The 15,152-nt window shown below is 44.5% G+C and carries 13 protein-coding genes; 4 read left to right on the plus strand and 9 right to left on the minus strand.

The window, feature by feature from the left end:
* The first annotated feature begins 3 nt into the window (after positions 1-3).
* A complete protein-coding gene (locus L1271_RS07440; RefSeq protein WP_235367481.1) occupies positions 4-1,215 on the plus strand; it encodes a M24 family metallopeptidase in 1,212 nt (403 codons plus the stop codon).
* A gap of 115 nt (positions 1,216-1,330) precedes the next feature.
* Positions 1,331-1,642 carry an antibiotic biosynthesis monooxygenase family protein gene (locus L1271_RS07445; protein WP_010604654.1) on the plus strand — a complete coding sequence of 104 codons (312 nt, stop codon included), beginning with the start codon at positions 1,331-1,333 and terminating at the stop codon, positions 1,640-1,642.
* Position 1,643: 1 nt separating this feature from the next.
* Here L1271_RS07445 and L1271_RS07450 read toward each other — a convergent pair whose 3' ends face one another.
* The 9 genes from L1271_RS07450 to sdhC all read right to left on the minus strand — a co-directional run bounded on the left by L1271_RS07450 (position 1,644) and on the right by sdhC (position 12,135).
* The gene (locus tag L1271_RS07450; RefSeq protein WP_235367482.1) at positions 1,644-2,261 is read right to left on the minus strand and encodes a Crp/Fnr family transcriptional regulator; all 618 of its coding nucleotides are present in this window, start codon (positions 2,259-2,261) and stop codon (positions 1,644-1,646) included.
* Between the two features lie 41 nt (positions 2,262-2,302).
* On the minus strand, positions 2,303-3,175 hold the full coding sequence (sucD, locus tag L1271_RS07455; RefSeq protein WP_010371451.1) for a succinate--CoA ligase subunit alpha: 873 nt from the start codon (positions 3,173-3,175) through the stop codon (positions 2,303-2,305).
* Positions 3,175-4,341: an ADP-forming succinate--CoA ligase subunit beta gene (gene sucC, locus L1271_RS07460; RefSeq protein WP_010371452.1), complete on the minus strand. Its 1,167-nt coding sequence runs from the start codon at positions 4,339-4,341 to the stop codon at positions 3,175-3,177. Before sucC ends, sucD begins: the two co-directional genes overlap by 1 nt.
* A 173-nt stretch (positions 4,342-4,514) precedes the next feature.
* On the minus strand, positions 4,515-6,008 hold the full coding sequence (odhB, locus tag L1271_RS07465) for a 2-oxoglutarate dehydrogenase complex dihydrolipoyllysine-residue succinyltransferase (RefSeq protein WP_045989062.1): 1,494 nt from the start codon (positions 6,006-6,008) through the stop codon (positions 4,515-4,517).
* A 10-nt stretch (positions 6,009-6,018) separates the two neighbouring features.
* Positions 6,019-8,832 (minus strand): 2-oxoglutarate dehydrogenase E1 component, encoded by a 2,814-nt coding sequence (gene sucA, locus L1271_RS07470; protein ID WP_102056725.1) that lies wholly within the window; start codon positions 8,830-8,832, stop codon positions 6,019-6,021.
* 84 nt (positions 8,833-8,916) lie between these two features.
* Positions 8,917-9,636 carry a succinate dehydrogenase iron-sulfur subunit gene (locus L1271_RS07475; RefSeq protein WP_102056724.1) on the minus strand — a complete coding sequence of 240 codons (720 nt, stop codon included), beginning with the start codon at positions 9,634-9,636 and terminating at the stop codon, positions 8,917-8,919.
* Positions 9,637-9,646: 10 nt separating this feature from the next.
* Positions 9,647-11,419: a succinate dehydrogenase flavoprotein subunit gene (gene sdhA / locus L1271_RS07480; protein ID WP_010371464.1), complete on the minus strand. Its 1,773-nt coding sequence runs from the start codon at positions 11,417-11,419 to the stop codon at positions 9,647-9,649.
* The gene (sdhD, locus tag L1271_RS07485; protein ID WP_010371467.1) at positions 11,420-11,767 is read right to left on the minus strand and encodes a succinate dehydrogenase, hydrophobic membrane anchor protein; all 348 of its coding nucleotides are present in this window, start codon (positions 11,765-11,767) and stop codon (positions 11,420-11,422) included.
* Positions 11,758-12,135, minus strand: coding sequence for a succinate dehydrogenase, cytochrome b556 subunit (gene sdhC, locus L1271_RS07490; protein ID WP_125252744.1), 378 nt, complete (start codon positions 12,133-12,135; stop codon positions 11,758-11,760). The genes sdhD and sdhC overlap by 10 nt, the downstream gene beginning before the upstream one ends.
* A 416-nt stretch (positions 12,136-12,551) precedes the next feature.
* Between sdhC and L1271_RS07495 the strand changes: the two genes are divergently transcribed.
* Both L1271_RS07495 and L1271_RS07500 read left to right on the plus strand, forming a co-directional pair.
* Positions 12,552-13,838 carry a citrate synthase gene (locus L1271_RS07495; protein WP_010371472.1) on the plus strand — a complete coding sequence of 429 codons (1,287 nt, stop codon included), beginning with the start codon at positions 12,552-12,554 and terminating at the stop codon, positions 13,836-13,838.
* A 102-nt stretch (positions 13,839-13,940) separates the two neighbouring features.
* Entirely contained in the window at positions 13,941-15,152 is a 1,212-nt protein-coding gene (locus L1271_RS07500) for an aminotransferase class V-fold PLP-dependent enzyme (protein WP_235367483.1), read from the plus strand.

Raw genomic sequence — 15,152 nt, forward strand, 5'->3', positions numbered from 1 at the left:
TAAATGAAAGGTATTGCATACCAGAGCGCGCAGCAAGCGCTAGATAACTTAGAAGATATGACCAAAGGTGTAGCGCCAATTGCCGAAAGCGAGTATTTAGCAAGAATAGAAAAAGCTCAACAATATATGCAGCAAAACAACATTGATGCACTCTATTTAAATGCTGGTACAAATTTAAAATACTTTACTGGTTTGCAATGGTACGCCAGTGAGCGTTTGGTCGGTGCTATTTTACCCGCCAATGGACAAGTTCAGTTTATCGTCCCGTTTTTTGAAATTGGCTCTATTAAGGATTATTGGCTGATTGAAGGCCCTATTCATGCTTGGCAAGAAGAAGAATCTCCTTACGAGGTCGTTGCAAACGTACTTAACACACTCAATATTGATAGCACAGGCACACTCGCCATTGACGAAAGCACTGCGTTTTTTGTTGCTGATGGGATCAGACTCGCGGCACCTGAGCTTTCGCTTATCAATGCAAAGGCAGTAACCGCGCATTGTAGAATGCATAAATCGGCCAATGAAATTGCCCTTATTCAACGAGCAATGGACATGACACTTGCCGTACATAAAGCAACGGCATCTATGCTGTATGAAGGGATCACCACAACCGAAGTTGAAGCCTTTATTAATGAAGCGCACAAAAAAGTGGGGGCACCGGGCAATTATTTTTGTATTGTGCTATTTGGTGTCGCGTCGTCATTCCCACATGGTGTAAAAAATCCACAAACGCTGAAAAAAGGCGATGTGGTTCTCGTCGACACTGGTTGTAAGTTACACGGCTATCTTAGCGATATCACCCGTACTTATGTTTTTGGCGACCCCAGTGAAAAGCAAAAGTCCGTTTGGCAAATCGAGAAGCAAGCGCAAATTGCAGCATTTAATGTAGCCAAAATTGGTGCGCCCTGTGGCGCTGTTGATAAAGCCGCGAGAGAGTATATTGCCAGCAATGGGCTCGGTCCTGATTATCAACTACCAGGTTGCCCACATCGCACTGGGCACGGTATCGGCTTAGATATCCACGAATGGCCTTATTTAGTCAAAGACAACCCAGAACCGCTTGCAGCTGGAATGTGTTTTTCAAACGAGCCTATGCTGGTTATTCCTGATGAATTTGGCATTCGCTTGGAAGACCATTTCTATATGACCGACGATGGTCCACGTTGGTTTACTGAGCCTGCGCACAGCATAGACAACCCTTTTGGGGTTGAGTGATATTAGAAATAAATGATGAGTTGCTCTGATGAGGAACTCATCATTTATTGTGATTGATTAGAGCACAGGTTAATTGGTATAAACATAGCATCTACAATTTACTGCGCTACAACTTATGATTGCAACTACTCCACCACCACCCTATTACGCCGTAATTTTTACCAATATAAAAAATGAAGACGACGAGGGCTACGCCCAAACCGCGTCTAGAATGGTCGAGCTTGCACAGCTTCAACCCGGTTTTTTAGGATTAGAATCTGCGCGTGAAGAGGTTGGGATCACCGTTTCTTATTGGCGAGACCTTGAGTCAATCAAAGCATGGAAAGCCAATGCTGAGCATATTGAGGCGCAAAAAAACGGCAATAAAAAATGGTATCAAAGCTATACAACTCGTATCGCCAAGGTAGAGCGTGAATATAGTCTTTGAGCTAACGCTTAGTTGTTGTCGCTTGCGCTTTGTTTACTCGCGACTTTAATCGTGATAGCCCTTGAGGTGTAACGCCCAAATAATTAGCCAGATCATAATTTGCTAAACCATTAACCCAATGCGGACGTTTGTCACGCAAAAAACAATATCTTTGCTCCAGCGTATTTAGTAGTAGAAAAGCTTCTTTTGCTTCTTTAAATAGCAACTGCTGTTCTAATAATTTTAATTTAAGTGCGCGAAGAGTATCTTGTTCTAATTCGGCTAGCGGAACGAGTACCAACTCCACATCATCCAGCGCAGAGATTTGATAGAAGCTAGGAGATTTTTGGATCCATTCAGCAAATAGAATACAAAGTTCACCAGCAAAATAGAACTCCTTATGTCTTAGCTCCCCTGTTTCATTTACAACCGATGATACAAGCTTACCTGAGCGGATAAAAAAGCCATGACGCTGCACTTGCCCTTGTTGCAATAATATTTCATTGCGGCTGCAGCACTTAGTGTCGAACGTTGGGTTTTGCTGAGTAAGTGTTAATAATTCATTTTTTGTGACTTCACAGAGCTCACCGAGTTTATGAAAAGGCATAATCCCCTCATGCAATTGGTATAGCGAGATCAAAAAAGGCTCCTTGAGGAGCCTTTTTAACGTGCGGTATTAACTTACCAACCCGCTTTCTCTTTTAGTGCAGAACCGATTTCTGCAAGAGAGCGAACTGTTTTAACACCCGCGGCTTCAAGTGCTGCGAACTTCTCGTCAGCTGTACCTTTACCGCCTGCGATAATTGCACCAGCATGACCCATACGCTTACCTGGAGGAGCTGTAACACCTGCGATGTAAGAAACAACAGGCTTAGTTACGTTATGCTTGATGTACTCAGCCGCTTCTTCTTCAGCTGTACCGCCGATCTCACCGATCATTACGATAGCTTCAGTTTGCGGATCGTTTTGGAACATCTCTAGTACGTCGATGAAGTTAGTGCCTGGGATTGGATCACCACCGATACCAACACAAGTAGATTGACCGAAGCCAGCGTCAGTTGTTTGCTTAACTGCTTCATAAGTCAAAGTACCAGAACGTGACACGATACCTACTTTACCAGGCAAGTGGATGTGACCTGGCATGATACCGATCTTAGTTTCACCTGGAGTGATAACACCTGGGCAGTTAGGACCAATCATGCGAACGCCAGTTTCTTCTAGCTTCACTTTAACATCAACCATATCTAGTGTAGGGATGCCTTCAGTGATACATACGATTAGTTCGATACCTGCGCTGATCGCTTCAAGGATAGCGTCTTTACAGAATGCAGCTGGTACGTAGATAACAGATGCAGTTGCACCAGTTGACTCTACCGCTTCACGTACTGTGTTAAATACAGGTAGACCTAGGTGAGTTGTGCCGCCTTTACCAGGAGAAACACCACCAACCATTTGCGTACCGTACTGGATAGCTTGCTCAGAGTGGAAAGTACCCTGACCACCAGTGAAACCTTGACAGATTACTTTAGTATCTTTGTTAATTAGTACAGACATTATTTGCCCTCCGCAGCAGCAACTACTTTCTCAGCAGCGTCAGTTAGTGACTCAGCTGCAATGATGTCAAGGCCAGAGTTAGCTAGTACTTCACGACCAGCTTCAGCGTTGGTACCTTCAAGACGTACAACTACTGGTACGTTTACGCCAACTTCTTTAACCGCACCGATAATACCTTCAGCGATCATGTCACAACGTACAATACCACCGAAGATGTTAACTAGTACTGCTTTAACATTGTCGTCAGAAAGGATGATCTTGAATGCTTCAGATACACGCTCTTTAGTCGCGCCGCCACCAACGTCTAGGAAGTTAGCAGGCTTGCCGCCGTGTAGGTTTACGATGTCCATAGTACCCATCGCAAGGCCTGCACCGTTAACCATACAACCAACGTTACCGTCTAGTGCTACGTAGTTAAGCTCAAAGCTTGCTGCGTGTGCTTCACGAGCGTCTTCTTGTGAAGGATCGTGGAATTCACGGATCTTAGGCTGGCGGAACAATGCGTTGCCATCTACACCGATTTTGCCGTCTAGGCAGTGTAGGTTACCAGCGTCTGTGATCACTAGAGGGTTGATTTCTAGTAGAGCAAAGTCGTGGTTGATAAACATTTGCGCTAGACCCATGAAGATCTTAGTGAATTGCTTAACTTGAGTTGGGTTCAAACCTAGTTTGAACGCTAGCTCACGACCTTGGTAAGCTTGAGGACCTACTAGTGGGTCGATCTCAGCTTTATGAATTAGTTCAGGCGTTTCTTCTGCAACTTGTTCAATTTCTACACCACCTTCAGTTGATGCCATGAACACGATTTTACGTGAACCACGGTCAACAACAGCACCTAGGTATAGTTCATTTGCAATATCAGTGCAGCTTTCTACTAAGATTTTAGCAACAGGCTGACCTTTCTCGTCTGTTTGGTAAGTAACTAGGTTTTTACCTAACCAGTTTTCAGCGAATGCGCGGATTTCGTCTTTGCTGTCTGCAAGTTTAACACCGCCAGCTTTACCACGGCCGCCTGCGTGTACTTGACACTTAACAACCCACTTGTCTCCACCGATTTTACCAGCAGCTTCAACTGCTTCTTGAGGTGTATCACAAGCAAAGCCTTCTGATACAGGTAAACCATATTCGGCAAAAAGTTGTTTTGCCTGATACTCATGCAAATTCATGATGCTTTATCCAATTTTTTATACTAAAAAAGCTGAATATTTATGCAAATAGTCAGCTATCCCAAATTGCGCACATAGTATAGATCCCAAGGCTTCTGATGAAAACCCCACTTAGACCAAAGGCGCAAAAAAAAAGCTGTATGCGAGCATACAGCTTATTCTTTAAACAAATATTATACGTCTAGTAGTAGACGTGTTGGATCTTCAAGTAACTCTTTAATTGTTACTAGGAAACCAACTGACTCTTTACCATCGATTTGACGGTGGTCATAAGATAGTGCTAGATACATCATAGGTAAAATTTCAACTTTACCGTTTACTGCCATAGGGCGCTCTTGGATTTTGTGCATGCCCAAGATTGAAGACTGTGGCAAGTTGATGATAGGCGTAGATAGTAATGAGCCGAATACACCACCATTGGTAATAGTGAAGTTACCGCCAGTCATATCGTCAACGGTTAGTTTGCCATCACGACCTTTGATAGCCAATTCGCGAATATTCTTCTCGATTTCAGCAACAGAAAGCTTATCGCAATCACGTAGTACTGGAGTCACTAGACCACGAGGTGTTGATACCGCGATGCTGATGTCAAAGTAGTTGTGGTAAACGATATCATCACCGTCGATTGACGCGTTTACTTCAGGGAAACGCTTAAGCGCTTCAGTTACTGCTTTCACGTAGAAAGACATGAAACCTAAACGAATACCGTGACGCTTCTCAAACACTTCTTGGTACTGCTTACGAAGGTCCATGATTGGCTTCATGTTTACTTCGTTGAACGTTGTCAGCATTGCTGTTGAGTTCTTCGCTTCTAATAGACGATTAGCAATTGTCTTACGTAGACGAGTCATAGGTACACGTTTTTGAGTACGCTCACCTACCGGGGCAGCTGGTGCAGAAGCCGCAGGCTTAGACTCTGATTTTGCTGGTGCTTTTAGGAAAGCATCCACGTCTTCTTTAGTAATGCGACCGCCTTTACCAGACCCTTTGATCTTAGCAGCATCAAGGCCTTTCTCTGCGATAAGACGACGAACAGATGGTGTTAGTACATCTGAGTTTTCGTCAGAAGCAGCAGCTGGTGCTTCTTCTTTCTTCGCACTTGATGATGCAGCTGGTGCGCCACCGGCAACGATTTTACCGATAACTTGATCACCTAGTACTGTCTCACCTTCAGCGTGGATGTGCTCACCCATCACACCGTCTTCAGGTGCAACAACTTCAAGAACCACTTTATCTGTTTCAATATCAACTAGATTCTGGTCGCGGCTAACCGCTTCACCTGGTTGAACGTGCCAAGTTGCGATAGTAGCGTCTGCTACTGACTCAGGAAGTACAGGTACTTTAATGTCCACTTCTTTACCTTCTGCTGCTGGCGCCGATTCTGACGCTGCTGGTTTTTCATTTGATTGAGCAGGCGCTGCTGCTTCATCAGCAGCACCTAGTTGTGCAATAACTTGTTCGCCAAGAACGGTTGCGCCTTCCTCTTCAGAAATTGCAACGATAACACCATCTTCTGGTGCTACAACTTCTAAAACGACCTTATCCGTTTCGATGTCAACTAAGTTTTGATCACGAGTCACTTTATCGCCAACGCTTACATGCCATGTAGCAACCGTTGCATCGGCAACAGACTCAGGAAGAACAGGAACCTTAATTTCGGTTGTCATCTCTTATTCCTTATTTCTTAATTGTTAAAGCGTCAGCAATTAACGCGTTTTGTTCTTTAGTATGTGTAGACATGTATCCACATGCTGGTGCAGCTGAAGCCTTACGGCCTGCATAAGTCAGATTTGCGCCAGCTGGGATAGCTTCCCAGAAATGATGCTGTGAACAGTACCAAGCACCTTGGTTTTGTGGCTCTTCTTGACACCAAACAAAATCTTTTACGTGCTGGTAGCGAGCCATGATCTCATCCATCTCTTTGTGAGGGAATGGATATAGCTGTTCAACACGAACGATAGCCACGTTGTTAAGCTCTTGCTTACGACGTTCTTGCAGTAGTTCGTAATAAACCTTACCGCTACAGAACACAACACGCTCAACGTTTTCAGGATTGATATCATCAATCTCATCGATCATGTTATTGAATACGCCTTCGGATAGCTCTTCTAGGCTAGAAACAGCTAATGGATGACGTAATAGCGACTTAGGCGTCATTACAATCAGAGGACGACGTAGTGGACGAACCGATTGACGACGTAGCATTGCGTATACTTGCGCTGGTGTTGACGGCACACATACTTGCATATTGTGGTCAGCACAAAGCTGTAAATAACGCTCTAAACGCGAAGAACTGTGCTCTGGACCTTGACCTTCATAGCCATGAGGAAGTAGTAGTGTTAGACCACATAAACGACCCCACTTCTGCTCACCTGAACTTAGGAATTGGTCGAATACGACTTGAGCACCGTTGGCGAAGTCACCAAATTGCGCTTCCCATAGTACCAATGACGTTGGCTCTGCTGTCGCGTAACCATATTCGAACGCAAGTACCGCTTCTTCCGATAGTACTGAATCGTACACTTCGAACAGGCCTTGACCTTCACGAATGTTTTGCAGCGGAAGATAAGTCGACGCGTCTTTTTGGTTATGAACTACGGCATGACGGTGGAAGAATGTACCACGACCAGAATCCTGACCAGTAAGACGAATATCAGTGCCCTCATCAACCAAGGTCGCGTAAGCCAATGTCTCAGCCATACCCCAATCAAGCATTTTCTCGCCTTGCGCCATAAGTTTACGATCATCGTAAATCTTTTTAACGCGTGATTGTGCTTTATGAGCCTCTGGGTAGCTCGCAATCTTTTCGCCAAGCGCTTTGAGTTTATCTAGCGCAACCTTTGGCTCATACGGCGTATCCCAATCGTGACCAACATACTTAGACCAATCTGATGAGTGTTTGGTTTCTTTTTGAATTTCTTCAACGACACAAACGCCTTTATCAAGACCATTTCGGTACTCGTCAGCAATTTGTTTCGCATCGTCTTCAGAAATCACACCTTCGCGTACAAGTTGATCAGCATACAATTGGCGAGGTACTGGGTGCTTTTTGATCTTCTGATACATCAGCGGTTGCGTCGCATTTGGCTCATCCGCTTCGTTGTGGCCGTGGCGACGGTAACATACTAAGTCAATTACCACATCGCGTTTAAACTTGTTACGGAAATCAAGTGCAACTTGTGTAACAAAAGCAACAGCTTCAGGATCGTCTGCGTTCACGTGGAAGATAGGTGCCTGAACCATTTTAGCGATATCAGTACAGTATTCAGTCGAACGAGTATCTTCGCGTTTTGACGTAGTGAAACCAACTTGGTTATTAACTACGATACGGATCGAACCGCCAACGCCGTATGCACGTGTTTGCGATAAGTTAAACGTTTCTTGAACGACACCTTGACCTGCGATTGCAGAGTCACCGTGAATTGTGATTGGTAATGCTTTAGAACCACTTTGGCAATTCAAACGGTCAAGACGAGCACGTACCGAACCCATTACTACTGGGTTTACGATTTCAAGGTGAGATGGGTTAAATGCCAATGCCATATGAACATTGCCGCCCTTCGTACCGAAGTCAGAAGAGAAACCCATGTGGTATTTAACATCACCAGAACCTGCGTGCTCGCCATATTTACCTGCGAACTCGTCAAATAGTTCTTGAGGGTTTTTACCCAATACATTCACTAGTACATTTAGACGACCTCGGTGGGCCATGCCAATTACGGCTTCTTGCTGACCGCTTTCACCAGCACGGTGAATAAGCTCTTTCAGCATAGGCACAAGTGAGTCACCGCCTTCTAGAGAGAAACGCTTAGCGCCTGGGAATTTTGCGCCCAAGTACTTTTCTAAGCCGTCTGCAGCAGTTAGACCTTTGTAGATTCTTAGTTTGGTTTCTTTGTCGAATTGTGGCTTCGAGAAGGACGATTCCAAACGCTGTTGTAACCAACGTTTTTCTTCGGTAGAGGTGATGTGCATGTACTCTGCACCGATAGAGCCACAGTATGTCGCTTTAAGCGCAGCGTACAAGTCTTTGAGTTTCATTGTCTCTTTGCCACAAGCAAAAGAGCCAACGTTAAATTCTTTATCTAAGTCTGCATCAGTTAAATCATGAAAAGCAGGGTCAAGATCGCGAACACGTTCTCTATCCCAAATCCCTAAAGGATCTAGGTTTGCGTTCTGATGACCTCTGAAACGAAATGCATTAATTAACTGCAGAACTTTAACTTGCTTGGCATCAGCAGAACCCTCTGCGGAAACCACGACTTCTCTGTGTTTGTTTTTAGCAAGCTCCGCAAATTGCGCTCTTACTTCTGAATGTTTAGTGTCAACATCCACTCCATCAACTTTAGGTAGTTGATCAAACACCTCTCGCCACTCTTCTGGCACTGAAGCTGCATCATCTAGATACGCCTCATATAGATCTTCTACGTACGCAACGTTACCGCCGTACAAATGCGAAGATTCTAGCCATGCCTTCATCACACCTTCGTGCATCTATTAGCCCTTTTATCTAGCGCAGAAACTCAAACGAAAACAAGATGGCAAGCTTTTGCTTGCCATCTTAGCTAGTAGTATGTGTTATACCGAACGGTTTAACAACATTGATTTAATTTGTCCAATTGCCTTAGTTGGATTAAGGCCTTTTGGACATACGCTAACACAGTTCATAATACTGTGACAGCGGAATACGCTGAACGCGTCATCAAGACCAGCAAGACGTTCTTCTGTCGCTGTATCGCGGCTATCAGCCAAGAAACGATAAGCATGTAGAAGACCCGCAGGACCGATGAACTTATCTGGGTTCCACCAGAAAGAAGGACAAGACGTTGAACAACATGCACAAAGAATACATTCGTACAGGCCATCTAGCTTTTCACGTTCTTCAATAGACTGAAGACGTTCTTCACCACCAGTTGGCTTGTCGTTGATCAAGAATGGCTTAACCTTCTCGTATTGCGTATAGAACTGGCTCATGTCGATTACTAAGTCACGGATCACCGGAAGACCTGGTAATGGACGAATGACGACCTTGCCTTTACCACCGTTCTGCAAAGCAGAAATTGGAGTAATACATGCCAGGCCGTTTTTACCATTCATATTAATACCGTCAGAACCACATACCCCTTCACGGCATGAACGACGGAAAGATAAAGATGGGTCTTGCTCTTTTAACTGCATAAGAGCATCTAACACCATCATGTCACGACCTTCCTCTACTTCTAGAGAATAGTCTTGCATGCGTGGCGCCGCATCTTCATCAGGATTATAACGATAAACAGATAATTCTAAAGTTGCCATCGCTTAGCTCCTAGTATGTACGTGCTTTCGGTGGGAATGCTTCACGAGTCTTAGGCGCGTAGTTAACTTCACGCTTACTCATAGACTCAGACTCTGGGTTGTAAATCGAGTGACACAACCAGTTTTCATCATCACGCTCTGGGTAATCGAAGCGAGAGTGTGCACCACGACTTTCCGTACGGAAGTTCGCAGCAACCGCTGTCGAGTACGCTGTTTCCATCAAGTTATCTAACTCTAGACACTCGATACGTTGCGTGTTGAATTCAGCAGACTTATCGTCAAGACGTGCGTACTGTAGACGCTCACGAATTTCTTTAAGTTCTTTAAGACCTTCAGCCATTGCATCACCTTCACGGAATACCGAGAAGTTAAGCTGCATACAACGTTGTAGATCTTTCTTGATTTGTACAGGATCTTCACCCTGACCTTTCGCAGAAGTTTCCCAACGGTTAGTACGCGCAAGTGCTGCGTCTACGTTATCGTTGCTTGCTTCTTTGGCGATTTCAGCATCTTTCAAGTAAGTACCAAGGAAGTTACCCGCCGCACGACCGAATACGACAAGGTCAAGCAGTGAGTTACCACCTAGACGGTTTGCACCGTGTACAGATACACACGCAATCTCACCTACTGCAAATAGACCTTCAACGATCTTTTCATTACCTTGACCGTCTACGTTCAGTACTTGACCGTTTACGTTAGTAGGTACACCACCCATCATGTAGTGACAAGTCGGGATTACTGGAATTGGCTCTTCCGCTGGGTCTACGTGTGCGAATGTCTTCGCTAGATCACAAACGCCAGGAAGACGTAAATTAAGTGTCTCAGCACCTAAGTGGTCAAGCTTCAGCTTGATGTGCGGACCCCAAGGACCATCACAACCACGACCTTCACGGATCTCAGTCATCATTGAACGTGCAACAACGTCACGTGATGCTAGGTCTTTCGCGTTTGGCGCATAACGCTCCATGAAGCGCTCGCCATCTTTATTTAGAAGGTAACCACCTTCACCACGACAACCTTCTGTTACTAGTACACCCGCACCTGCGATACCTGTCGGGTGGAACTGCCACATTTCCATGTCTTGCATTGAAATGCCAGCACGAACCGCCATACCAACGCCGTCACCTGTGTTGATGTGCGCATTCGTTGTCGATGCGAAAATACGACCCGCACCACCAGTTGCAAGAACAACTGCTTTTGATTTGAAATAGGTGATTTCACCTGACTCGATGTCGATTGCGGTGACACCCACTACATCGCCATTGTCATTTTTTACTAGGTCTAGTGCATACCACTCAGAGAAAACGTTTGTTTTGTTTTTAACGTTTTGCTGGTATAGGCAGTGTAGCAACGCGTGACCAGTACGGTCCGCTGCGGCTGCTGTACGTGCAGCTTGCTCGCCACCAAAGTTTTTTGACTGCCCACCGAAAGGACGCTGATATACGCGACCATTCTCAAAACGAGAAAAAGGTAGACCCATGTTCTCAAGTTCAGTGATAGCTTCTGGACCTGTTTTACACATGTACTCGATAGCGTCTTGGTCACCGATGTAATCAGAACCTTTAACCGTATCGTACATGTGCCATTCCCAGTTGTCCTCGTGAGAGTTACCTAGCGCAACGGTGATACCACCCTGTGCTGATACTGTATGAGAACGAGTTGGGAAAACTTTTGAAATAAGAGCACAAGTTTTGCCTGATTCCGAGATAGCAAGTGCCGCGCGCATACCCGCACCGCCTGCACCGACTACAACTGCGTCAAATTCACGTACGTTATATTTCACTTAAACACCCCACAGAACAAACAGACCAATAGCTACGTAAGCTAAAGCCATAAGGTTTAATACAAAGCCAAGAATAGTGCGAGTTGTTGAGTTCTTAACGTAGTCAGTTAGAACCTGCCACAAACCGATGCGTGTATGTACCATGATACATACTAGTGTGATCATCGTTGCTGCTTTCACAGCTAAATTTGAGAACAACCCTGACCAAGCTTCATAAGTTAGTTCAGGAGTAATTAGAAGATAGCCTACGATGAATACCGCGTAGGCTAGGATAATTAACGCAGTTGTACGTAGTGACACGTAGTCTTGTACGCCATCACGCTTTAGAGTCGCTTGATTTAAGACCATATCCATACTCCAGCCAAAATTGCTACGATAACCCAAAGTGCTAGTGCAATCTTCGCGCTATTGTTGCCTGATTCTAATTCTTCCCAATGTCCCATATCCTGGATCATGTGACGGATACCACCGATGATGTGGTAAGACAATACAGTTAGGGTGCCCCACGCGATGAATTTCGCGATAAAGCCAGACATCAGTTCTTTTACAAACTCGAAGCCTTCAGGAGAAGAAAGGGATTCAGACCAAGCCCAAATCACAAAGGTCAAAGCGAAGAAGAAAGCAACACCGGTGACACGGTGAAGAATCGACGCTTTAGCCGTTGGCGGCATAGATATAGTCGTAAGATCTAGATTTACAGGTCTTTGCTTTTTCACAGTTACTTGCCCATCTTTGCCCACAAAGGAGCTCATCTACTTGTTTTTATGAAACCCACCTACATATTGCAAATGTAGGTGGCACACTCTAGATAAACCAATTAGGACACCAAAAAGTTCACTCGAGTGTAAAAATTGATGTAAAAATAGGTTTACCCACAGACGATACGGTATAAAACCGTTGACAGTATATAAGGCTATGCGCCCTTTTACAATTCTTGTTTAGATAGAGACGCTTGCGAATTAGCGAATGGTCTAATATTTAATCGTCGTAGAATATTTATTATACATTTATGCATAAATCACAGAAAAATTGACTTTTAACCTAGGTTATAAGTTAGAATGATCTGAATTTGCTTAACATTAGTATCACAACATAACAATCAGAATATTGTTATTAAATAGGAGACAAATAGATGGCAGATAAAAAAGCCACAGTCCATATTGATGGTCACGATCCGATTGAGTTACCAATTTACGAAGGTACAGCTGGTCAAGACGTAGTTGACGTTCGTTCTTTAGGTGCTCACGGCCTATTTACGTATGACCCAGGATTTATGTCGACTGCCTCTTGTGACTCGTCTATCACTTACATTGACGGTGCCAAAGGTGTACTGCTTCATCGCGGTTATCCAATTGAGCAACTTGCTGAAAATTCTAACTATATTGAACTTTGCTACCTACTATTAAACGGTGAACTACCAAGCGAAGAACAACTAGCTGAGTTCTCAGATGAGATCACTCGCAACACAATGATGCACGAGAAGATTGCTGCGTTTTTCCAAGGCTTCCGTGTAGATGCACACCCTATGGCAATGCTATGTGGTGTAGTTGGTGCGTTATCTTCGTTCTACCACTCAGATTTGGATATTTCTGACGAAGATCAACGTATGCGTTGTGCAATCAAGTTAGTAGCTAAGCTACCAACAATTGCTGCAATGGCGTACAAATATAACGTTGGCCAACCGTTCGTATACCCACGTAACGACTTGAGCTACGCAGAAAACTTCCTCCACATGATGTTCTCTGTGCCAGCTGAAGACTACAACGTCAGCCCTGTACTTGCTAAAGCAATGGATCGTATTTTCATGCTTCACGCAGATCACGAGCAAAACGCGTCAACTTCAACAGTTCGTCTTGCTGGCTCTTCAGGTGCAAACCCTTACGCGTGTATCGCGGCAGGTATTGCATCACTTTGGGGTCCTGCACACGGTGGCGCAAACGAAGCATGTTTAACTATGCTTGAAGAAATCGGCTCTGTTGATCGTATTGACGAGTACGTTGCAAAAGCAAAAGACAAGAACGATCCGTTCCGTCTAATGGGCTTTGGTCACCGCGTTTATAAAAACTTTGACCCACGTGCGACGGTAATGCGTCAAACGTGTCACGAAGTGCTTAAAGAGCTAAACATTCAAGATCCACTGCTTGACGTAGCAATGAAACTTGAACAGATTGCCCTAGAAGACCCTTACTTCATTGAGAAGAAGCTATACCCGAATGTAGACTTCTATTCAGGTATCATTCTTAAAGCAATCGGTATCCCAACAAGCATGTTTACAGTTATCTTCGCGATGTCTCGTACTGTGGGTTGGATTTCGCACTGGAACGAAATGCTTTCTCAGCCAGGACACAAAATTGGTCGTCCGCGTCAGCTTTACAAAGGCTACACGTCTCGCGACTACAAAACACAAAACGACAGATAATCTCGTTATTGTGTTTGAAAAGGCCGCTTAATGCGGCCTTTTTTGTTTTAATATCGCCGCGTATTCGTTAGAATCGCGCTGCTCAATTAACTCAGGTACGTTATGACTGACATCCAATCTCTGCGCAACGACTTTCCAATTTTGAACAAACAACTCGATGGGCAGCCGCTTTGCTATCTTGACTCTGCTGCAACTGCGCAAAAACCGAACAAAGTCATCGATGTCATAAAAACTTTTTATCAAAATGAGAATTCAAACGTACATAGAGGTTTACACACGCTTAGTGAAAACGCCACCGTTCGCTATGAAAGTGCCCGAGAAACAATTGCCAATTTTTTAAATGTTGAAACACGAGAAATAGTATGGACCGGCGGCGCAACTGAATCACTAAACTTGTTGGCTCATGGCCTGAGTGCACGTTTCACTTCAGACAGTGTAATTGCCATCAGTCCCTTTGAACATCACGCTAACATAGTGCCTTGGCAAGAAGCTTGTCAGCGTACCGGCGCAACTTTACTGGTGTTACCTATGTTAGACGGCATCCTCGATGAGCAAGGCGCAATTGCGATGTTAAAGCAGCATAAACCTGATGTGTTAGCGATGGGCCATGTTTCAAACGCTCTTGGGAATATTCATCCAATTGAGTCGCTCATTTCGGTTTGCAAGGCCTTAGGTACCATCACGGTTATCGACGGCGCACAGTCTTTACTGCATTTAAGACCTGATCTAAAAGCACTGGATTGCGACTTTTATGTTTTTTCAGCTCATAAAGCACTTGGACCAACAGGTGTCGGCGGACTTTATGGTAAATACCAGCAACTAAATGCGCTCCCCGTATACAAAACCGGCGGCGAAATGATAAAAGAAGTGAGCTTCGAAAGATCCAGCTATCGAGAGGCACCTGGCAAGTTTGAGCCCGGCACTCCCAATATTTCTGGCGTTATCGGTTTTGCCGCAGCGATAGATTATGTAAACGAGATTGATCCCTGTGCACTTCAACGCTATGAGCAAGCGCTCTATCACTCCCTTCTAGAAAAGCTAAAACAGATTGAAGGCATCACGGTTTATGGCGATACACAAAACAATGTTGGCGTCGTCAGTTTTAACTATAAAAACGAGCACCACTACGATCTTGCCACACTACTCAATACATACGGCGTAGCAGTCAGAAGCGGACACCATTGTACTCAGCCGCTAATGAAAATGCTCAAGGTTAATGGGACTGTACGTGCAAGTTTGGCTTTTTATAATAACCAAGATGATATTGAGCATTTTATTAATGCATTAGATGCCACAATAGAATTATTAGATTAA

This window comes from Pseudoalteromonas sp. OF5H-5, assembly GCF_021530695.1.
Taxonomy (GTDB): Bacteria; Pseudomonadota; Gammaproteobacteria; order Enterobacterales; family Alteromonadaceae; genus Pseudoalteromonas.

Excerpts from the sequence above, each read along its gene's own strand:
- L1271_RS07440 (WP_235367481.1), top strand. The coding sequence starts at position 4 with ATGAAAGGTATTGCATACCAGAGCGCGCAGCAAGCGCTAGATAACTTA.
- L1271_RS07445 (WP_010604654.1), top strand. The coding sequence starts at position 1,331 with ATGATTGCAACTACTCCACCACCACCCTATTACGCCGTAATTTTTACC.
- sucD (WP_010371451.1), bottom strand. The coding sequence starts at position 3,175 with ATGTCTGTACTAATTAACAAAGATACTAAAGTAATCTGTCAAGGTTTC.
- sucC (WP_010371452.1), bottom strand. The coding sequence starts at position 4,341 with ATGAATTTGCATGAGTATCAGGCAAAACAACTTTTTGCCGAATATGGT.
- odhB (WP_045989062.1), bottom strand. The coding sequence starts at position 6,008 with ATGACAACCGAAATTAAGGTTCCTGTTCTTCCTGAGTCTGTTGCCGAT.
- sucA (WP_102056725.1), bottom strand. The coding sequence starts at position 8,832 with ATGCACGAAGGTGTGATGAAGGCATGGCTAGAATCTTCGCATTTGTAC.
- L1271_RS07475 (WP_102056724.1), bottom strand. The coding sequence starts at position 9,636 with ATGGCAACTTTAGAATTATCTGTTTATCGTTATAATCCTGATGAAGAT.
- sdhD (WP_010371467.1), bottom strand. The coding sequence starts at position 11,767 with ATGGTCTTAAATCAAGCGACTCTAAAGCGTGATGGCGTACAAGACTAC.
- L1271_RS07495 (WP_010371472.1), top strand. The coding sequence starts at position 12,552 with ATGGCAGATAAAAAAGCCACAGTCCATATTGATGGTCACGATCCGATT.
- L1271_RS07500 (WP_235367483.1), top strand. The coding sequence starts at position 13,941 with ATGACTGACATCCAATCTCTGCGCAACGACTTTCCAATTTTGAACAAA.